General features: G+C 64.8%; 21 protein-coding genes. 7 read left to right on the top strand and 14 right to left on the bottom strand.

Translation table 11 applies throughout. The features are described from left to right. Window positions 1-972 carry a tripartite tricarboxylate transporter substrate binding protein BugD gene (locus tag XH96_RS14645; RefSeq protein WP_194393109.1) on the bottom strand — a complete coding sequence of 324 codons (972 nt, stop codon included), beginning with the start codon at window positions 970-972 and terminating at the stop codon, window positions 1-3. Next, on the bottom strand, window positions 969-1,670 hold the full coding sequence (purQ, locus tag XH96_RS14640) for a phosphoribosylformylglycinamidine synthase subunit PurQ (protein WP_194393108.1): 702 nt from the start codon (window positions 1,668-1,670) through the stop codon (window positions 969-971). The genes XH96_RS14645 and purQ overlap by 4 nt, the downstream gene beginning before the upstream one ends. A 169-nt stretch (window positions 1,671-1,839) precedes the next feature. Here purQ and XH96_RS14635 point away from each other — a divergent pair, with 169 nt between their 5' ends. Continuing rightward, window positions 1,840-2,856, top strand: a complete 1,017-nt coding sequence (locus XH96_RS14635) for a magnesium and cobalt transport protein CorA (RefSeq protein ID WP_194393107.1) — start codon at window positions 1,840-1,842, stop codon at window positions 2,854-2,856. Between the two features lie 10 nt (window positions 2,857-2,866). On the opposite strand, the gene purS is transcribed toward XH96_RS14635, so the two are convergent. Continuing rightward, window positions 2,867-3,109 (bottom strand): phosphoribosylformylglycinamidine synthase subunit PurS, encoded by a 243-nt coding sequence (purS, locus tag XH96_RS14630; RefSeq protein ID WP_025037302.1) that lies wholly within the window; start codon window positions 3,107-3,109, stop codon window positions 2,867-2,869. 15 nt (window positions 3,110-3,124) lie between these two features. Next, entirely contained in the window at window positions 3,125-3,892 is a 768-nt protein-coding gene (purC, locus tag XH96_RS14625; RefSeq protein WP_173015815.1) for a phosphoribosylaminoimidazolesuccinocarboxamide synthase, read from the bottom strand. 323 nt (window positions 3,893-4,215) lie between these two features. Here purC and XH96_RS14620 point away from each other — a divergent pair, with 323 nt between their 5' ends. Further along, the gene (locus XH96_RS14620; RefSeq protein WP_194393106.1) at window positions 4,216-4,539 is read left to right on the top strand and encodes a DUF1476 domain-containing protein; all 324 of its coding nucleotides are present in this window, start codon (window positions 4,216-4,218) and stop codon (window positions 4,537-4,539) included. Between the two features lie 56 nt (window positions 4,540-4,595). Here XH96_RS14620 and cynS read toward each other — a convergent pair whose 3' ends face one another. The 4 genes from cynS to XH96_RS14600 form a co-directional block, all read right to left on the bottom strand. Continuing rightward, the gene (gene cynS / locus XH96_RS14615; protein WP_194393105.1) at window positions 4,596-5,084 is read right to left on the bottom strand and encodes a cyanase; all 489 of its coding nucleotides are present in this window, start codon (window positions 5,082-5,084) and stop codon (window positions 4,596-4,598) included. A gap of 14 nt (window positions 5,085-5,098) precedes the next feature. Continuing rightward, complete coding sequence (locus tag XH96_RS14610; RefSeq protein WP_194393104.1) at window positions 5,099-6,022, bottom strand: ABC transporter ATP-binding protein; 924 nt, start codon at window positions 6,020-6,022, stop codon at window positions 5,099-5,101. Between the two features lie 5 nt (window positions 6,023-6,027). Continuing rightward, a complete protein-coding gene (gene ntrB / locus XH96_RS14605; RefSeq protein ID WP_194393103.1) occupies window positions 6,028-6,867 on the bottom strand; it encodes a nitrate ABC transporter permease in 840 nt (279 codons plus the stop codon). Between the two features lie 166 nt (window positions 6,868-7,033). Next, entirely contained in the window at window positions 7,034-8,416 is a 1,383-nt protein-coding gene (locus XH96_RS14600) for a CmpA/NrtA family ABC transporter substrate-binding protein (protein ID WP_194393102.1), read from the bottom strand. A gap of 160 nt (window positions 8,417-8,576) precedes the next feature. On the opposite strand from XH96_RS14600, the gene XH96_RS14595 reads away from it, so the two are divergent. Further along, entirely contained in the window at window positions 8,577-10,523 is a 1,947-nt protein-coding gene (locus XH96_RS14595; RefSeq protein WP_194393101.1) for a sigma 54-interacting transcriptional regulator, read from the top strand. A gap of 117 nt (window positions 10,524-10,640) precedes the next feature. Here XH96_RS14595 and XH96_RS14590 read toward each other — a convergent pair whose 3' ends face one another. From XH96_RS14590 to XH96_RS14580, 3 genes are read right to left on the bottom strand one after another with little or no spacing between them, the layout of a single operon-like run. Next, a complete protein-coding gene (locus XH96_RS14590) occupies window positions 10,641-11,519 on the bottom strand; it encodes a sulfurtransferase (RefSeq protein ID WP_194393100.1) in 879 nt (292 codons plus the stop codon). A 48-nt stretch (window positions 11,520-11,567) separates the two neighbouring features. Then, window positions 11,568-12,701 carry an acyl-CoA dehydrogenase family protein gene (locus XH96_RS14585; RefSeq protein ID WP_194393099.1) on the bottom strand — a complete coding sequence of 378 codons (1,134 nt, stop codon included), beginning with the start codon at window positions 12,699-12,701 and terminating at the stop codon, window positions 11,568-11,570. A gap of 35 nt (window positions 12,702-12,736) precedes the next feature. Beyond that, entirely contained in the window at window positions 12,737-13,279 is a 543-nt protein-coding gene (locus XH96_RS14580; RefSeq protein WP_028178841.1) for an OsmC family protein, read from the bottom strand. A 247-nt stretch (window positions 13,280-13,526) separates the two neighbouring features. Here XH96_RS14580 and XH96_RS14575 point away from each other — a divergent pair, with 247 nt between their 5' ends. Together XH96_RS14575 and XH96_RS14570 are read left to right on the top strand one after the other, a co-directional pair. Next, window positions 13,527-14,180, top strand: coding sequence for a TetR/AcrR family transcriptional regulator (locus tag XH96_RS14575; protein ID WP_194393098.1), 654 nt, complete (start codon window positions 13,527-13,529; stop codon window positions 14,178-14,180). 201 nt (window positions 14,181-14,381) lie between these two features. Further along, the gene (locus XH96_RS14570; protein ID WP_194393097.1) at window positions 14,382-14,531 is read left to right on the top strand and encodes a hypothetical protein; all 150 of its coding nucleotides are present in this window, start codon (window positions 14,382-14,384) and stop codon (window positions 14,529-14,531) included. 6 nt (window positions 14,532-14,537) lie between these two features. Here XH96_RS14570 and XH96_RS14565 read toward each other — a convergent pair whose 3' ends face one another. Continuing rightward, a complete protein-coding gene (locus XH96_RS14565; RefSeq protein ID WP_246790081.1) occupies window positions 14,538-14,981 on the bottom strand; it encodes a DoxX family protein in 444 nt (147 codons plus the stop codon). Between the two features lie 187 nt (window positions 14,982-15,168). Further along, the gene (locus tag XH96_RS14560; protein ID WP_194393095.1) at window positions 15,169-16,377 is read right to left on the bottom strand and encodes a TrmJ/YjtD family RNA methyltransferase; all 1,209 of its coding nucleotides are present in this window, start codon (window positions 16,375-16,377) and stop codon (window positions 15,169-15,171) included. Window positions 16,378-16,701: 324 nt separating this feature from the next. On the opposite strand from XH96_RS14560, the gene XH96_RS14555 reads away from it, so the two are divergent. Then, a complete protein-coding gene (locus XH96_RS14555; protein ID WP_194393094.1) occupies window positions 16,702-17,916 on the top strand; it encodes an NADP-dependent isocitrate dehydrogenase in 1,215 nt (404 codons plus the stop codon). Between the two features lie 98 nt (window positions 17,917-18,014). Then, window positions 18,015-18,518, top strand: coding sequence for a DUF3455 domain-containing protein (locus tag XH96_RS14550; RefSeq protein ID WP_194393093.1), 504 nt, complete (start codon window positions 18,015-18,017; stop codon window positions 18,516-18,518). A gap of 4 nt (window positions 18,519-18,522) precedes the next feature. Here XH96_RS14550 and XH96_RS14545 read toward each other — a convergent pair whose 3' ends face one another. Then, window positions 18,523-19,749 carry a cyclic nucleotide-gated ion channel gene (locus XH96_RS14545; RefSeq protein WP_194393092.1) on the bottom strand — a complete coding sequence of 409 codons (1,227 nt, stop codon included), beginning with the start codon at window positions 19,747-19,749 and terminating at the stop codon, window positions 18,523-18,525. Between the last annotated feature and the right edge of the window lies 1 nt (window position 19,750).

The raw sequence follows: 19,750 nt of genomic DNA, 5'->3' as shown, positions 1-19,750 counted from the left end.
TTACTTGGCGTCGTCCGCGAGCATCTTCCGGTATTTCTCGACGTCACGCGTCACGAGCTTCTGCAACACTTCGGGCGCGTGCTCGTCGGCATCGGGGGCAACGGTCGAGAGGTCGGCGAAGCGCTTCTTCACCGCGTCGGTTTCCACAGCGGTGCGCGCAGCGGCATTCAGCTTGGCGATGACGGCCGGCGGGGTGCCCTTGGGCGCGAACAGGCCGTTCCAGCCCTGCGCCTCGAATTCGGGCAGGCCCGCTTCGGCCGAAGTCGGCAGGCCCGGCAGCGTGGCGAGCCGCACGGTCGAGCCGACGACCAGCCCCTTCACAAGCTTCTCGTTGATCGACTGCGAGACGGAGGCCGCCGCATCGCAGACGCCGTCGATCTGGCTGCCGACCGCATCGGTCAGCGCGGGCGCGGCGCCGCGATAGCCGACCAGCGTCGCGTCGATCCCGGCTGCCGTGACGAAGCTCTTGCAGATCAGGTAGTTCGAGGAGCCGACGCCGGCATGGCCGAGATTGATCTTGCCGGGATTGGCCTTGGCGTAGGCGATGAACTCTTTCAGGTCCTTCGCCGGAAAGTCCTCGCGTAAGGCGATGATGCCGAACGTCTTCGCCACCATGGCGATCGGCACGAAGGACTCAGGCGTGAACGGCAGTTTTGGATAGATCGTGTAGGTCGCAGCATTGGTGCCGGCGTTGCCGATCGCGATGGTGTAGCCGTCGGGCTCGGCGCGGGAGGCGCGCGCCAGCGCGGTCGAGCCGCCAGCCCCCGCAACGTTCTCGATCACGATGGTCTGGCCGAGCGCGATGCCCATCTGCTCGGCGACCGCGCGCGCGATCACGTCCGAGGTGCCGCCGGCCGCGAACGGCACGATCATTGTGATGGGACGCTTGGGATAATCTTGCGCGGATGCGCATGTTACGAACGCGAGCGCCGCGACTGCGGCGAGAGCACGCTTCACTACGAGCGAAATCAAGCGGCTCTTTCCAGGTGCTGGACGAGGCCGGCGAACAGGCCGCGGCCATCGGTGCAGCCCATGATGTCTTCGACGTGGTTTTCCGGATGCGGCATCATGCCGAGCACGTTGCCCTTGTCGTTGACGATGCCGGCGATGGAGTGCGCAGCGCCGTTGATGTTGTAGGCCTCGTCGACCACACCTTCAGGCGAACAATAACGATAGAGCACCCGCCCCTCGCCTTCGAGCCGCTTGATGGTCTCCTCATCCGCCTCGTAATTGCCCTCGCCATGGGCGACCGGCACGCGGATCACCTGCCCGGCATTGTAGCCGCGGGTGAACGGCGTGTCGGAACGCTCGACGCGCAGATGCACGTCATGGCAGATGAATTTCAGCCGCGCGTTGCGCATCAGCACGCCCGGCAGCAGGCCGGATTCACAGAGGATCTGAAATCCGTTGCAGACGCCGAGCACGAGCCCGCCGTTGGCGGCATAGTCGCGCACCGCATCCATCACCGGGGCCCGCGCCGCGATCGCGCCGCAGCGCAGATAGTCACCGTAGGAAAATCCGCCCGGCACCACCACGAGATCGGTGCCCGCAGGCAGTGACGTCTCGGCGTGCCACACCATCGCGGGCTCGCTGCCGGAGATCAGCCTCAAGGCACGCGCCATGTCGCGCTCGCGGTTGATTCCGGGAAAGACGAGGATGGCGGCTTTCATGGCAGAGGTTCCGACGGTGGGCGGGAATCGGGGCTGGCCGAAGGGCCAATTCGTGAAGAGACATAACCATTTGACGGGGATTTTACCAGTGCTAGCCTCGGTCGAGCGCCTTGTACACAGGCGATAGTCGCATGCCGATCGGCCAGTCGTTTCGCCCGGGATTGAAGCCATGAACGTCCCGTCGCTGCCCGCATCCCCCTCTGAGCCGGTGCCCACCGAGGGCGTCGTCGCCGCCGGCGCCTATGTCGACGGCCGGCGCGTCGCCAATATCGCCATCAGCGAGGCCTCGAGCTGGCGGGCCAAGCCCGGCCACGTGGTCTGGATCGGCCTGCACGAGCCGGACATGACGCTGCTCGGCGCAGTCCAGAAGCAGTTCGACCTGCATGAGCTCGCGATCGAGGACGCCAACCACGCCCATCAGCGGCCCAAGATCGAGCAATATGGCGAGGCCCTGTTCATCGTGGCGCGCACCGCGCAACTGATCGAGGGCCGGATCGCCTTCGGCGAGACGCACATCTTCGTGGGCGAAGGCTATCTGGTCTCGGTGCGCCACGGCGCCTCGACGTCCTACACACCGGTGCGCGAACGCTGCGAGAGCTGCCCGCGGGCGCTCGCGCGCGGCGAGGACTACATCCTCTACGCCATCCTCGATTTCATCGTCGACAATTACTCACCCGTGCTCGAGAGCATTCACGAGGAGGTCGAGGGCATCGAGGACGACGTGCTCTCCAAGCCCCTCAGCAAGACACAGATCGAGCGCCTCTACATGCTGCGCCGCGACCTCTTGCGACTCCGGACCGCGATCGGCCCACTGGTGGAGGTCTGCCGCCGGCTCGAGCATGACGAACTGTCGATGGTGCGGCAGGCCATGCAGCCGCTGTTTCGCGACGTCACCGATCACGTCCGCAACATCCAGGAGCGCATCGATTCCATGCGCGAGGTGCTGGCTTTCGCCTTCGAGGCCAGCCTGCTGGTCGGCCAGGCCCAGGAGACGGCGGTGTCCAAGAAGCTCGCCTCGTGGCTCGCGATCATCGCGATCCCGACCGCGCTCGCCGGCATCTACGGCATGAACTTCAAGCACATGCCGGAGCTGGAATGGGAGTACGGCTACTACATGCTGCTCGGCGTGATGCTGACGGCATGCGGCTCCCTGTACTGGCGTTTTCGCAGCGTCGGGTGGCTGTGAGCCACCCTGCTCACCCGAGCAGCTCGACCCGATAATTCTCGATCACGGTATTCGCCAGCAGCTTGTCGGCGGCCTCCTTCAGAGCGGCTTCGGCCTTGGCCTTGTCGGCGCCGGCGAGTTCGATGTCGAACACCTTGCCCTGGCGGACGCTGGCGACGCCGTCGACGCCGAGCGACTTCAGCGCGCCTTCGATGGCCTTGCCTTGCGGATCGAGGATGCCCGTCTTCAAGGTAACGGTGACACGTGCCTTCACGTCAAAAAACCCCTCTCAGCTCTTCACCAGCACCGGGCCGGAGCCCTGCGGACGCTCGTTCTCCATGAGGATGCCGAGACGCTTTGCGACCTCGGTATAGGCCTCGAGCAGGCCGCCGAGATCCCTGCGGAAGCGATCCTTGTCGAGCTTCTCGTTCGACTTGATGTCCCACAGACGGCAGCTATCCGGCGAGATCTCGTCGGCGACGATGATGCGCATCATCTCGTTCTCGAACAGGCGTCCGCACTCCATCTTGAAGTCGACGAGGCGGATGCCGATGCCGAGGAAGAGGCCGGTGAGGAAATCGTTGACGCGGATGGCGAGCGCCATGATGTCGTCGATCTCCTGCGGCGTCGCCCAGCCGAAGGCGGTGATGTGCTCTTCCGACACCATGGGGTCGTTGAGCTGGTCGTTCTTGTAGTAGAATTCGATGATCGAGCGGGGCAGCTGCGTGCCCTCCTCGATGCCCAGGCGCTGCGACAGCGAGCCGGCGGCAACGTTCCGCACCACCACCTCGAGCGGCACGATCTCGACCTCGCGAATCAACTGCTCGCGCATGTTGAGCCGGCGGATGAAATGGGTCGGCACCCCGATGTCGTTGAGGTGCTGAAACAGGTACTCCGAGATCCGGTTGTTGAGGACACCCTTGCCCTCGATCACCTGATGCTTTTTCGCATTGAACGCGGTGGCGTCGTCCTTGAAGTGCTGGATCAGGGTACCGGGCTCCGGACCTTCGTAAAGAACCTTTGCCTTGCCTTCATAAATGCGACGCCGACGGCTCATTGGGATGTACCGTGTTTTGTTGAAATCCATGAATTTGGTGTGCTCCGGTTGACTAGGATTACGACCCACAGCGGAGCTGCCGTGAACGGCTGGGAACCCATCTATAAACCCTTGGAAACAGAACGGGAACCAAGCCTTTAGGCAACCTATCCGATTGGCTGTCCCAGCACAATCGATCCGGCCGTCCGGCGCCAACTTATACCATCTTGCCTGCGGCTTAACGGCCCGTTGTTTTGCCGATTCGTGCTATCTATGTAGGCATGCAGCCGGGGCGCCGCAACGGAAGGCTCCCGCGCCATTCAGCAGGGGATTTGGAACAAGGCATGAGCGAGTTCGACAAGCGCCAGGAAGGCTTCGAGAAGAAGTATGCCCTCGACGAGGAGCAGAAGTTCAAGGCGGAGGCCCGCCGCAACCGGCTGCTCGGCCTGTGGGCGGCCGAAAAGCTCGGCATCACCGGTGATGCCGCCACCGCCTATGCCAAGGAGGTGGTCGCGTCGGATTTCGAGGAGGCCGGCGATGCCGACGTCCTGCGCAAGATCACCGCCGATTTCGCCGCCAAGAACGTCGCCGTCACCGAGCAGGTGATTCGCGCCAAGATGAGCGAGCTGCTCGCGGTCGCCGCCGCCGAGGTGAAGGCGGGGAAGTGACACGAAGTGTCATTCCGGGACGCGCGCCAGCGCGGACCCGGAATGACGGAGGCTAGTTAGTCCTCCTTGAAGCCGTATTCCGGCACGTTGCCGCTGGCGCCGTAATATTTGTACGGCAGGAACTTGCCGCTCATGGTGATCTTGACCCGGTCGCCCTTCGGGTTGGCGACGCGTTCGAGCGCCATGTCGAAGTCGATCGCCGACATGATGCCGTCGCCGAACTCCTCCTCGATCAGCGCCTTCCAGGCCGGACCGTTCACCATCACCATCTCGTAGAAGCGGTAGATCAGCGGATCGGTCGGCGGCATCGGCGTGCCGGTGCCGCGCATCGGCACCTCGTTGAGCATCGCAACTTCGGTCTTCGACAGGCCGAATAGCTCGCCGGCATTGGCCGCCTGCGGCTTGGTCAGCTTCATCTGGCCCATGATCGCGCCGACGATCAGCACCTCGGAATAGCCGCCGATCTTCTCGCAGATGTGCTTCCAGCTCCAGCCCTTCTCGCGCTTGATGTCGAGCAGCTTTTCGGTGAGGTCTTCGCGTTTCATCAGGGGTCTCCGTGTCAGGCAGTCAGTCCGGGACTGGTCCCGGGGGTCCAGGTCTGGCGTGGCTCCTCGCCGTTCGACGCGATCGTCAATCCGGGCTTGCCGATGTGCACCATCGGCACGTTGCGTGGATCGTGATCGGGGGTCTCGGCGACGAAGGTCTTGCTGCGCGTCACCAGGAAATCGATGATGTGGTTGCGCAAGGCGTAGTAGAGCGGATGGCGGTGCAGATCGGTGCGGCCGCGATCCCGCGGCAGCGGGTTCTCGACGACCTCGGCCAGCACCGCGCCGGGACCGTTGGTCATCAGGAAAATCTTGTCGGCGAGATAGATCGCCTCGTCGACGTCGTGGGTGATCATGAACGCGGTCTGCCCGGTCTCCAGGCAGATGCGCCGCACCTCGTCCTGGAGCGTGCCGCGCGTCAGCGCGTCCAGCGCCGAGAACGGCTCGTCCATCAGCATCATCTTCGGCGTGATCGACAGCGCCCGCGCGATGCCGACGCGCTGCTTCATGCCACCCGACAGTTCCGAGGGGCGCTTGTGCTCGGAGCCGGTGAGACCGACGAGATCGATGAAGGTCTGCGCATGCGCCTTCACCTTGGCGCGATCCCAGCTCCGCCATTTCGAGCTGACGGCATAGGCGACGTTGCCGAGCACGGTACGCCAGGGCAGAAGCGCATGGCTCTGGAAGATCACGGCGCGGTCGAGGCTGGTGCCCGCGATCGCCTGGCCGTCGACGATGACGGCGCCCTCGCTCGGCGCATCGAGGCCGGCGAGGATGTTGAGCACGGTGGTCTTGCCGCAGCCGGAATGGCCGATCACGCAACAGAACTCGCCGCGCGCCATCGAAAGCCACAGATTTTCGAACACGGTTGTCGTCGCGCCGCCCGCACCGGGATAACGCTTGGCGATGCCTTCGATGGAGACGAATTTGTCGGTCACTTGCCCTACTCCGGAAACGTGACCATGCGCGTGAAGCGCGCGAGGATCTGGTCGAGCAGCATGCCGACGACCCCGATCAGCAGGATCGCGATGATGACGTTGGTGATCGAGAGGTTATTCCACTCATTCCAGACGAAGTAGCCGATGCCGGTGCCGCCGACGAGCATCTCGGCGGCGACGATCACGAGCCAGGCGATGCCGATCGAAATGCGCATGCCGGTCAGGATCGTCGGCGCCGCCGCCGGCAGGATCACCGTGAAGGCGCGCCTGACGGTCCCGACCTCCAGCGTCCGCGCGACGTTGATCCATTCCTTGCGCACGCTGGCAACGCCGAACACGGTGTTGAGCAGCATCGGCCAGATCGAGCAGATGAAGATGACGAAGATCGCCGAGACCGAGGAATCCTTGATGGTGTAGAGCGCGAGCGGCATCCAGGCCAGCGGCGAGATCGGCTTCAGCACCTGGATGAAGGGATCGAGCGCCTTGCTGAGCAGCGGCGACATGCCGATCAGGAAGCCGAGCGGAATCGCGACCAGCACGGCCAGCAGATAGCCGGTGCCCACGCGCGCGATGGAATAGCCGAGCTGGATGCCGAGCCCCTTGTCGTTCGGCCCGTTGTCGTAGAACGGCCGCTTCACATGCTCCCAGAGCTTGGCGCCGACGTCGAGCGGTCCGGGCATCGCCGATTTGCCCTGCGTTGCGGTCAGGCCCATCAGCTTGGCGTATTCGGGGCTCATCGTGGCGACCGGCGCGGTGGAGCGCGTGGCCAGATGCCAGACGCCGAGAAACGCGGCGAGCAGCACGATGGAGACGAGGCCGGCGCGGAGGCGGAGGGAGGATGTCATCGCGCAAGCCCTCTCCGCGCGTCGTCCCGGCGAACGCCGGGATCTATAACCCCAGGGAGAAGTTTGGCGACGATTCGCCGTCCGGCACTCTTACCGAACACGATCGATAGATCACGCGGTATGGGTCCCGGCGTTCGCCGGGACGACGAGGGAGAGAGTGGCGCGCTCACGACGCCTTCCTGATCTTGAAGCTCGCCACGTAATCCTCCGGCTTGGCCGGGTCGAAATTCTTGCCCATCACCGCGAAGGACTTGTACGCGCTTGCAGGCGGCGACAGCCCCATCTCGGTCATCAGCTTCTTGGTATCGGTGGCGAGGTACACCTGCTCGGCGACCGCCTTGTAGTCGACGTCGCCCTTGATCTGGCCCCAGCGCTTCATCTGCGTCAGCATCCACACTGCAAAGGACTGCCACGGGAACGGATCGAAATCGACACGTTTTGGATCGGTCTTCACACCGCCGAGGCCGTCGGCATAGGTGCCGGTCAGCACCTGCTCCAGCACCGTGACCGGCGCGTTGATGTAGTTCGCCGGCGCGATAGCCTCCGCGATCTGCTTGCGGTTCTCCGCCTTCGACGCATAGGCGGTGGCATCGACGATGGACCGCGTCAGCGCCGCAAAGCTGTTCGGCGCGGTGGTGATGAACTCCTTGCTGGCGGCGAAGCTGCAGCAGGGATGGCCGTCCCAGATCTCCTTCGACAGCAGATGCATGAAGCCGACGCCGTCATAGATCGCGCGCTGGCAGATGTTGTCGGGCGCGAGGAAGCCGTCGATGTTGTCGGCGCGCAGGTTCGCCACCATTTCCGGCGGCGGCACCGAGCGCAGCTGCACGTCGGTATCGGGATCGATGCCGTGCTCGGCGAGATAATACCGCAGCAGGTAATTGTGCATGGAATAGTCGAAGGGGATGGCGAACTTCAGGCCTTTCCAGTCCTTCGGATCACGCTTGTCCTTGTGCTTGGTCGCGAGCACGATGCCCTGCCCGTTGATGTTCTCGATCGCAGGGACGGCGAACGGAATGGCGTTGGCACCCAGGCCCAGCGAGATCGCGATCGGCATCGGCGCCAGCATGTGCGCGGCGTCGTATTCCTTGTTGATGGTCTTGTCGCGGATCACCGCCCAGCCGGCGGTCTTGACCACTTCGACGTTGAGGCCGTGCTTGGCATAGAAGCCCATCGGCGCCGCCATGATGATCGGCGTGGCGCAGGTGATCGGAATGAAGCCGACCTTGAGGTCCTTCTTCTCGGGCGCGCCGGTCGCAGCGAAGACTTCCGTCGCCGTCTTGAGCGGGAAGAATTGCGACAGCGCCGCAAGCGCGGTCGACGCACCGACCGATTTCAGGAAGGCGCGGCGCGCCACGTCCTGCGGAAACATCGCGCGCATCACGGCAGAAGCGACCACACCTTCGTAGCGCTTCTCCTCGCTCTCGACGGGCTCACAATGCAGCGCCGCGGCTGCCTGGTCATGCTCTGCCGCGGATCGGTGCTGGCCACAGGCGCAGCCGGCTCGAAGGTTGCGGTCGGGATCAAACGGATTGTCGAACGTGGACATCAGCCCTCCTGCGCGTCGTTGCGAGGAAGGATTACGCAAGGAGCATGCCACGGCCTCCAGATCGACCAGCGCCTTGACGACGCAGCACTTTCCATCGCGCTTGGTCACTACGAAAATTCGTGATAAACGAGATTTCGTAGTTCAATTACGAGATTTCGCAATGGCACCAACGCCAATGCCCGTCCAGGACGACGTGGCTCCCCCGATTGATCCGCGCGTCGCAGCGTTCGAATCCTCGGTCGAGGCGACACTGCTGGTCGATCCCTTCAGCGACCAGATCGTCGATGCCAATCCCGCCGCCTGCTCCCTGCTCGGCTATGACCGCGCGCTGCTGCGGCAGACCAGGCCCAGCACGCTCCACGCCGGCGAGCTTCCGGCCCTCACCGTCTTCACCCAGGCCGTGCTGCACAAGGGCGCCTACTGGACCACGGCGCTCACTCCCCGCCACGCGACGGGGCAAGATCTTCAGCTTGAATATGCAGGCTGCGTGGTGCCGCATGACGGCCGCACGCTGCTGCTGCTCACGCTGACAGATCTCGACGCGCGCCGCCGGCGCAATGTCGATGCCGCCGCCGAGGATCACATGCGCAGCGGCATATCGACCTGGCAGCGGGTCGAGCGCGTCTTTCAGGACATCGAGCGCGAGAACCAGCTGATCCTGCGCGCCGCCGGCGAAGGTATCTATGGCGTGAACGCGGAAGGAAAGACCACCTTCGTGAACCCCGCGGCGGAGCGGATGCTTGGCTGGACCGCCGAAGAGCTGGTCGGCAAGGAGATCCACCCGATCGTGCACCACACCCACCACGACGGCCGCCACTACCCCGATCACGACTGCCCGATCTATGCAGCGTTCCGTGACGGCGCCGTGCATCAGGTCGATGGCGAGGTGTTCTGGCGCAAGGACGGCTCGCCGGCCTGGGTCGAATACACCTCCACGCCCATCCGCGATCGCGGCGTCGTGGTCGGCGCAGTCGTCGTGTTTCGCGACGTCAGCCAGCGCCGCGAGGCCGACGAGAAGCTGCACGCGGCGCTCGCCGAAGTCGACCGCCTGCGCGAGCGACTCGAACTGGAAAACGCCTATCTGCAGGAGGAGATCCGCATCGAGACCAATCCGCGCGGCATCATCGGTGGAAGCGAGGCGATCCAGAAGACGCTGCGCCAGGTCAAGCTGGTGGCGCCGACCGCCGCTGCCGTGATGATCACCGGCGAATCCGGCACCGGCAAGGAGCTGATCGCGCGCGCCATCCACGAGGACTCGACCCGCAGCGACCGGCCGCTGATCCGTGTCAACTGCGCCGCGATCCCGCGCGAATTGTTCGAGAGCGAGTTCTTCGGCCATGTCCGCGGCGCCTTCACCGGCGCAATGCGCGACCGCATCGGGCGCTTCGAACTGGCCGACGGCGGCACGCTGTTTCTCGACGAGGTCGGCGAAATTCCGCTCGAGCTCCAGGGCAAACTGCTGCGCGTGTTGCAGGAAGGCCATTTCGAGCGCGTCGGCGAGGCACGCACGCGCGCGGTCGACGTCCGCGTCATCGCCGCGACCAATCGCGACCTCAAGCAGGAAGTCCAGCGCGGCCGTTTCCGCGAGGACCTCTATTTTCGCCTCAACGTGTTCCCGATCGAGACCGTCCCCTTGCGCGAACGGCGCGAGGATATTCCGTTGCTCGCCCAGCACTTCCTGACGCGCGAGGGCAAGGCGCTGAAGTCGAACCTGCGTCTGTCCGAGGGCGATGCGCGGCGACTGACCCGCTACGACTGGCCCGGCAATGTCCGCGAATTGCAGAATGTGATCGAGCGCGCCGCGATCCTGTCCCAGAACGGCCGTCTGCGCATCGATCTGCCCGACGGCTCCGGCGCGCAGGTTCCGACCGGCGCCGCACGCCCGAAGGCCGATGCGCGCCCCGCGGTCATGACCTCATCCGAGATGCGCGAGCACGAGCGCGCCAATATCCTGGCTGCACTCGAGGCCTGCGCAGGCAAGGTGTTCGGCCCCGGCGGTGCCGCCGAGATGCTCGACGTCAAGCCGACCACCTTGGCCTCGCGGATCAAGGCGCTGGGAATTGCGCCTCGTCCGCGGGCAACACATCCTTCGGGACGCCCGCTTTAGGCGGGCTCCTCAGGATGAGGGCGGAGTGCGCGGCAGCAGTTTCAACACGCACCGATGCCGCTTAGCCTCATCCTGAAGAGACCGCGAAGCGGTCGTCTCGAAGGACGAGGCGTGCACTCACGCCGCCTTGGTCGTGACACCAGCTGCAATCGGCAAGCCCTGCTCGATCGGCAGCGACGGATCGCGCGACCATTCGTTCCAGGAGCCGAAATACATCCGCACGTCCTTCACGCCGGCGTTCTTGAGCGCCAGGAAGGTGTTCGAGGCGCGCGCGCCCTTGAAGCAGTAGAGGTAGACCGGCGTGGTCTGCGAGATGCCGACGGTGGCGCATTCGGCCAGAATCTCGTCCTTGGACTTGAAGCGCGGGCCCTCGGCTGTCGGCTTCATCATGCGGTACCATTCCAGCCACACCGCGCCGGGGATACGGCCCTTGCGCGGGCAGAAGTCCTTGCCGTAGGGAGAGGAGCTGTCGCCGATCCACTCGTCGACATCGCGCACGTCGAGGATGGCGATGCCGGGCTTGCCGACGGCGCCCAGCATGGTCTTCGCATCGATCAGGATCTCGCCCGCTTCAGGCACGATGGCGAACGAAGCTTTCACCGGCGTCGGCACGTCCTTGGTCACCGGGAAGCCCGCGGCCGACCAGGCATCGAAGCCGCCATGCAGCACCTTCACCTTGGGATAGCCGAGCATGGTGAGCAGGTAATAGCCGCGGCAGGACTGGCCGAAGCCGGAGTTCATCGACTGCTCGTAGATCACCGCCGTCTCCTTGCCGGAAAGACCGGCGCCGCCGAACGCATCGGCGAACTTAGTCTTCAGCTCGGCCATGCCCTCGGGCGTGGAGGTCGCCAGGAACGTGAAAATCTCGTGCACATTGACGGCATTGGGCAGATGGCCGGCGGCGTAGGCGTCGGGATTGCGGGTGTCGATGACGACACACGGCTCAGTCTTCAAGAGATCGGCGAGTTCGACGGCAGTGATCAGAACGTCAGTCATGGCAGCCTCTCCGTTGAGGTTGGGGGTCTTCGGGTGGACTCGTAGAACTCAGGACTCGGCGAGCATCTTGCGCAGCTGCTTGGTGGCAGGCGTGACGATCGCGACGAAATAGGCCTCGCGCATGCGCCGCTGCGCGCGGTGGCTCTTGAGGTAGCCGCGTGCGCCACAATGCAGCATCGCCGCATGCGCCGCCGCGACACTGGCCTCGCCGGCGCGAAGCCGCAGTGCGACCACCTTGCGCCAGTAGGTTTCCTCCTCGTTGTAGGGATCGCGCGCCAGCGCCATGGTCTCGGCCTCGAGCTCGGCGGCGAGATCGCGGAAGTGCACCGGCTGCTGCGGCAGATAGCGGTTGATGTGGCCGAGGGGATTGTCGACCTCGTCCATGATGTTGATGCAGTCCTTGATGAGGCCGAGCGCCATGCCGGCCTGGAGCAGGATGAAGCCGGCGCGGATCTTCTTGACGAAGGGCCCGGCCGGATCGGCCAGGATCAGCTCGTCCGGCACGAACACGTCGCGGAACTGCACCCCGTAGGTGCCGGTGCCGTCCATGGCGAGGAACGGCTTGCACGGCGTCAGCGTGATCGCAGGGTCCGAGCAGTCGGCCAGGAACATCACAGTGCCGGGCTCGCCACTTGCGGTGCCCTGATCGTCCTCACGCTCGAAGATGGTGCCGAAATAATGGTCGGGGCCGAGATTGGAGACCCAGGGCAGCGCACCGCGCACGATGTAGCCGCCCTCGACCTTGCGCCCCTTCAGCTTCAGTTTCTCGATACCGAAGAAGCTCTTCATGGGGTTGGAGAGCCCGGTGCCGCCGAGCACGCGACCGGTCGAGAAGGCATCGCCGAAGCGTTTGGCGAGCTTGATGTTCGTCGAGTTCGCCGCGTACCAGACCAGGGTGTCCTGGCACCAGGCCATGAAAGCCGTGGCGCCGCAGACTTCCCCGATCGCGGCCATCGCCTGGATGGCGCAGCGCAGATCGGCGGGGCCTTCGTGAGGCACGTGACTGCCCCACGCCCCGACCGCACCGAACTTGCGCAGCACCTCGGCCGGATAGACCGTACCATCGTCGATGCCCGCGGCGAGCGGCGCGAGCTGCTCGCGCGCGATCCGCGCCACCTCGCCCGCAATGGACGGTGCGGGCTGATCCATAACTTCGGCCCGCGATAAAGCCAGTGAACCCATGATCGTCTCCCGCACCTTGTCCTGATTGCCGTCTGCTAGATGCCGACCTCGAGATTGACCGGCCGGGTGAACGTGTTGGCGACAGGCGACCATTTCTTCACATGGGCAACCAGCGCATTGATCTCGTCCTGCGAGACGCCCTCGCATTCCATGTCGACCTTGACGCGGACGTCCGTGAACCCGACCGGCTTGTCGGAGGTGTCGCCGGTGCCCCAGACCGCCGTGATGTTGAGATCGCCTTCGAGCTCCAGCTCGAGCTTGTTGACGATCCAGCCGCGATGCACGGCATTGGCGTGCAGGCCGACCGCAAGGCAGGAACCGAGCGCGGCGAGCGAAGCTTCGGACGGATTGGGCGCGGTGTCGTCGCCCAGCAGGCCCGGCGGCTCGTCGACGATGTAGGGCGGCAGGTTGCGGATGTAGTTGGCGTGGCGGAATTTGCCTTCCGCGACCGTCTTGCACTTCAAGGTCTTGATGACCTTCGGATTCGCCTTGCCGTTGGCGATCAGCTGCTCGAGCCCATTCTTGTCGATGGGCGCGAGGCACCCCGTCAGCACTGTCTTTTGAACGACGGCAGTCATCAGTCTTCTCCCTGGCAGAAGTGGAAATCGGTAGGATACCGAACGGTCTGTTTCCTTGCATGGAGCGTGCCAGAAGCGGCGAAAAGCGAAATGCGAAGCATTGGAGCCGCTTAAGCGTCGCTGCCTGCCGATTGATCAGCCCCGTCATGCTCAAAGGCGGAGCAGATGACCGAGCGGATGCGAATCTTTTCAGCGCTGGACAGATGCGGCTTGCTGATGTGATGCAGCTGCGATTAAGTTGCAGCCCATGGCAAAGACGTCATCGAAGAAGAATTCGAACTCGCCCCACGCCGGCGCAGGCGACGACGAATCCGCGCGCGGGCGCCTGCTCAGCGCCGCGACGCATCTGTTCTGCAAGAACGGCATCAACGCCACCGGCATCGATGCGATCATCGAGGAAGCCGGCACCGCGAAGACCACGCTCTACAAATTGTTCGGCTCCAAGACCAATCTCGTCAACGCCGTGCTGGAAAGCGAAGGCAAGCAGTGGCGCGAATGGTTCATCGGCGCCATGGAGCAAGGCGGCGGCGATGCGCAGGCGAAGCTCACGCGCATCTTTCCCGCGCTGAAGAGCTGGTTCGCGGAGGAGCGCTTCTACGGCTGCCCCTTCATCAACGCGGTCGGCGAGCACGACAAGGACGCCAAGCAGTTCCGCAACATCGCGCTGAAGCACAAGAAGATCGTGCTCGGCCACATCGAGAAGCTCGCCGGCGAGCTCGGCTCGACCGAGCCTGCGGTGCTCGCGCATCAGCTCGGCCTCCTCATCGATGGCGCGATCGTCGCGGCGATGATCTCGCGCGACCCGGGCGTGGCCGATACGGCGGCACTCACGGCAGGCCCCCTGCTCGGCCAGTCCAAGGCGAAGAAGAAGCGGGCGACGGAGCAGCTCGAGGCGGTGTAAGTCCGTAGCGACGGTTAGGGAAACGCCCTTCAGCGGTCACGCGGGTATTCGAATGGGGTGTCCGCTTCCAGTGGGTCAGCCAGGCTTACCGGCTCTCCGACCAGCGCACGCGTCGTGGCCGACAGAGGCGGCCCTTGCCGTGCCGGCTCCTTTGGGCGACACTGGCCATATTTCAGAGAACGTATTTTTCGAGAGGGCATCATGCCCGAGATACTGGAAGTCATGCTGTGGTGTGCCGCGCTTGCGACGTGGCTGATGCTTCTCTTCGCGTTCCTGGGCGATGCCTTGAAGCCGCTCACAAGGAGCATCCGTCGAGCGATCGAGGACGCATTCAAGCCCCATGTGAAGTGATGCCGTCTACGTTGCCCGGTCCAAGCTGAATCGGCCTGGCCCAGTGACGAAGATCAGCATCGCGCCTCCCATGATCGAGATGTTCTTCAGGAAATGGTTGTATTGACCAATCTGCTGCGCGCCGGCGGGATATTCCCAGTAGCGGTGTGCGATCACTGTCGCCGTCAGCACGAACACGAACATCAGAACCGCGCAGTAGCGGGTGCCGAAACCCAATATCAGACCAAGGGATATGAGGATCTCGACTGCTATGTTCGTGATGGTGAACAGCTCAGCTGCTGGAAGGTTCAGCGACCTGAAATAGCCCACCGAGCCGCCGAAATTGGATAGCGCTCCGTACGCGCTTCCGACGAATACCCACGCAAGCAGAATACGGCCGATCAAGATCAGCACGCCCGCTCTCCTTGTGGCGAACTCGTCGAGCGGCGGCGACTCAAAATGGGATTTCACTGAAAGAATCCCCCCTTGCTGTCCACGACCGGCTGGACACGTCCACGGCAAGAGCCAACCTAGCATGATTGGCGGATCGCACGAAGCGCTCAGACCGCGCGCAGGCCGAGCTGCCGCTCACGAGTGTCAGCGGAGTTGACGCATATTCGCGGGACATAGTGGAGTACGACGCGCCTTGAGCCTGCTGCTAAGGAGCGCGCGATCCGTCGGCCATCATCCCCGCAAGCCGCACCAGCTCCGCCTCGAGATCACGCTCCACATCCGCTGCGCGCATCTCCATCACCCGATAGTCCCGGGCCTCCAGCCAGGTCCGCCGGCCCACGCGGTCGGCCGCAATCGCCTCGCCCTCGCCCGGGTTCACCAGCTCGATCGCGATCCGGTGCGGAAACGAGACGAAGTCCGGGATGTGGCGGCCGACGGGGGTCTGGCGCTTGAACTGGCCAGCGAAGCGGCGGTCGCGGGTCAGCGCCTGCCACAGCAGGCGCTCGGCGTCGGTCGGGTTGCGGCGGAGCAGGCGGGCGAGGCCGCGCACGGTGGAGCCGCTGTCGGGCACGCCACCGCCCTGCCCATGCTCGGCCAAGAGCGCGCGCAGGCGCGTCGCCTGCTCGCCGTCGAGCACGCCGCCCTTGGCCGGGCCCTTGCGTCCCTCCGCGATCGCCATGATCACGCCGTGAAGGGTGTGCATGTCCTGCTTGGTCGGCTCCATCCGGGTGAAGATGTTGCGCAGGTTCACCAGCATGGTGTCGCGCTTCTCGGCCGGGCGCAGGAACTCGACCTTGTCGAGTTCGCGCACGAGATTGTCGAAGAAGGCCTGCATCTGGTGCTGCGAGGCGCGCTCGGAGCGTTCCGGCATGGCGTGGGGCAGCGCGCCCGAGGTCGCGCGCTTGAACCATTCATAGCCGACCAGCAGCACGGCCTGGGCGAGGTTGAGCGAGGCAAAGCCCGGATTGACCGGGAAGGTGATGATGCGGTTGGAGAGGCCGACCTCCTCGTTGGTCAGGCCCCAGCGCTCCCTGCCGAACAGGATGCCGCACCTGCCGCCGGTCGCGACGTGCCCGGCGATCTCGCCGGCTGCGGCTTCCGGCCCGACCACCGGCTTGGCCTGGTCGTGGGGACGTGCCGTGGTGGCGAACAGGAGGTCGAGGTCGGCGACCGCCTGCTCCACCGTGTCGAACAATTCGACCTTTTCCAGAATATGGTCGGCGCCGGCCGCGGCGCGCTGGGCCGCGATGTTGGGCCAGCCGTCCCTGGGGTTGACGATGCGAAGCCGGCCGAGAGCAAAGTTGCCCATGGCACGTGCGGCCATGCCGATGTTCTCGCCGAGCTGCGGCTCGACCAGGATGACGATGGGACCGTCGAGGGATAGACCCGCCTTGCTCTTGTCAGTCCCCGACATCTCGCTTCGCTTTCACACTGTCTCTCAAGGCCTTGGCCAGGCGCTCTCAGGAATCGATTCAAGCCGCGCCTTCCGGCCAGCCCCGTCCGCCTGTCGTTTGCCTGTCCTGACGAAATTCTCAAGGGAAATAACGACTTGGATTCGACTTTTGAATCTCGCTGGGAACGCGAGCCCCGGCCCGGCTGTCCGCTCCCCATCTGCGGAAGCTGGATGAGCTAAAAGTGCATAATCCCTTGGCTTTCGCCCGCCGCGCGGCGGTGCTAAGAGGCGGCGGATATTCCCGTGGCGCGCCAAAAGCGCCGTTCCCAAGAGGCTTCCCCGATCATGGCAAAAATCAAGGTATCCAATCCCGTCGTCGAACTCGATGGCGACGAGATGACCCGGATCATCTGGCAGTACATCAAGGACAAGCTGATCACCCCGTTCCTGGATGTCGAGCTGCTCTATTTCGACCTGGGGATGGAATACCGCGACCACACCAACGATCAGGTCACCATCGACGCCGCCGAGGCGATCAAGAAGGTCGGCGTCGGCGTCAAGTGCGCCACCATCACCCCGGACGAGGCCCGGGTGAAGGAGTTCAACCTCAAGCAGATGTGGAAGTCGCCGAACGGCACCATCCGCAACATCCTCGGCGGCGTGATCTTCCGCGAGCCGATCATCTGCAAGAACGTGCCGCGCCTGGTTCCCGGCTGGACCAAGCCGATCATCATCGGCCGCCACGCCTATGGCGACCAGTACCGCGCCACCGACATCAAGTTCCCGGGCAAGGGTACCCTCTCGCTGAAGTTCGTCGGCGAGGACGGCACCGTGATCGAGAAGGAAGTGTTCAAGGCGCCCGGCGCCGGCGTCGCCATGGAGATGTACAATCTCGACGACTCCATCATCGACTTCGCCCGCGCATCGTTCAATTACGGCCTGCTCCGCAACTACCCGGTGTACCTGTCGACCAAGAACACGATCCTCAAGGTCTATGACGGCCGCTTCAAGGACATCTTCCAGGAGATCTTCGACAAGGAGTTCAAGAAGGACTTCGACGCCAAGGGCCTGACCTACGAGCACCGCCTGATCGACGACATGGTGGCCTCGGCGCTGAAATGGTCCGGCGGCTATGTCTGGGCCTGCAAGAACTACGACGGCGACGTGCAGTCCGACACCGTCGCGCAGGGCTACGGCTCGCTCGGCCTGATGACCTCGGTGCTGCTCACGCCCGACGGCAAGACGGTGGAAGCCGAAGCCGCCCACGGCACGGTGACCCGTCACTACCGCGAGCACCAGAAGGGCAAGGAGACCTCGACCAACTCGATCGCCTCGATCTTCGCCTGGACCCGCGGCCTCGCCCACCGCGCCAAGCTCGACAACAATGCCGAGCTGGCGAAGTTCGCCAACACGCTGGAGAAGGTCTGCGTCGACACCGTCGAGGCCGGCTACATGACCAAGGACCTCGCGCTCCTGGTCGGCGCCGACCAGCGCTGGCTCTCGACCACGGGCTTCCTCGACAAGGTCGCCGAGAACCTGACCAAGGAGCTGGCGGCCTGAGCCGTCCGCAATTTCGCCCGACTGGGCCAGACATCATGAAGGGCCGCGCCAAAGCGTGGCCCTTTTTTATTTTGTTGCCCTCGCGCGGAGATGCGACCATGGCGATCAAGCCTGCCGTCCCCAGCCTGCTGTTGCTGGCCGCCATGGCCGGGCAAGCCAGAGCCGCCGATCCTCTCCCCGAGGCCATCGCGGCGCCGGGCGAGACCGTCGTGCTCAGCGTCCACGCCGAGGGCGCGCAGGTCTACGAGTGCAAGGCCGGCGCTGACGGCAAGCTCGCCTGGGTCTTCCGCGAGCCGATCGCGACGCTGCTGTCCGATGGCAAAACGATCGGCCGGCATTACGCCGGGCCGAACTGGGAGCTCGCCGACGGCAGCGCCGTGGTCGGCAGGGCCGTCGGCAACGCGCCGGGCGCGACGGCCGCCGATATCCCCTGGCTGAAGCTGGACGTCGCCTCCCACCGCGGCAGCGGCACCCTGGCGCCCGTCACCACGGTCCAGCGCATCAACACCCATGGCGGCGAGCTCGACGGCGCGTGCGAAAAGGCGGGTGAGTTCAAAAGCGCGCCCTACTCGGCGGATTATGTTTTCCTGAAGAAGGGCTGACCGCTCAGCGGTCGGCGTCGTTCTTCTCCGCCTGCGCCAGCTCGGCGAGCGCGAGGTCGCCGGTGTCGGCGAGCCGTGCCTTGGCGGTGGTGTGGACGTGGTCGGCGAGCGTCGGCATGCGCGCGATCAGGGCGTGGAAATCCTGGGCGTCGAGCACGAGCAGCCGGGTCTTGCGGGTCGCCGTCACCGTGCCGCTGCGTTTTGTTTTGTGCAGCAGCGCGATCTCGCCGAAGAAGGTGCCGTCGGCAAGCCGCACATGCTGGCTCGGCAGCGCGATCTCGACCTCGCCGGCGGTGATGAAATACATCGACGAGGCGACATCGCCCCGCCGCACCAGGATCTCGCCCTGCTCGATGGTGCGCGCCCGCAATAGGCGCATGATGTCGGCGATCTCCGCGGCCGACAGATGCGAAAACAGCGGCACCCGCGCCAGCATGCCCCAGGTGACGACGAAATCGCGCCGCTTCACCTCTTCGGCGAAGGCGGTCGAGATGATCGCGACCGGCAGCGCGATCATGGCAAAGCCGGCGATGATGGCGAAGGTGGAGACGAACTTGCCGAGCGGCGTCACCGGCACGACGTCGCCATAGCCGACCGTGCCGAGCGTGACGATCGCCCACCACATCGCCTGCGGGATGGTGCCGAGCTTGTCCGGCTGCACGTCGCGCTCGATGGCGTAGAGCAGCGATGCGAAGGTCAGCACCGCGCCGATCAGGATGACGATGCAGCCGATCAGCGCCCGCCGCTCGGCATGCACGGCCGCGAGCAGCGAGCGCATCGCCGGCGAATAGCGGATCAGCTTGAAGAACGGCAGCACGCCGAGCGCGGCCAGAGTCGCATGCCCGCCGGTGGCGAGCACGATTGCCGCCGGCAGGAACGCCATGAGATCGATGATGCCGAGTGCGGAGAAGGCGTAGCCGAGCCGGTCGGCCAGCGCCGAGCCCTTGCGCTGGGTGTGCCCCGCCACCGTCCACAACCGCGCCGCATATTCCAGCGCGAACACGATCACGGACAGGATGGTGATGGCTGCGAACAGCGTGCCGAACTGCGCATCGAGCTCCGGCAGCGAGGCGAGGATCATCGCGGCCACATTGAGCACGATGATCCCGATGATCAGCTGGATGAAGCGCGACCCGACCGAGTAGGCCAGCGGATCGTGCTCCAGCAAATCGTAGAGGCGATCCCGAAATTCGGGATCGCGGAGCCCACGTCCGCGCGGAACGGGGGCCATG

Origin of the sequence: Bradyrhizobium sp. CCBAU 51765 (assembly GCF_015291725.1) — a bacterium.
GTDB lineage: Bacteria > Pseudomonadota > Alphaproteobacteria > Rhizobiales > Xanthobacteraceae > Bradyrhizobium > Bradyrhizobium liaoningense.
This window is presented reverse-complemented; position numbering and strand designations above follow the sequence as displayed.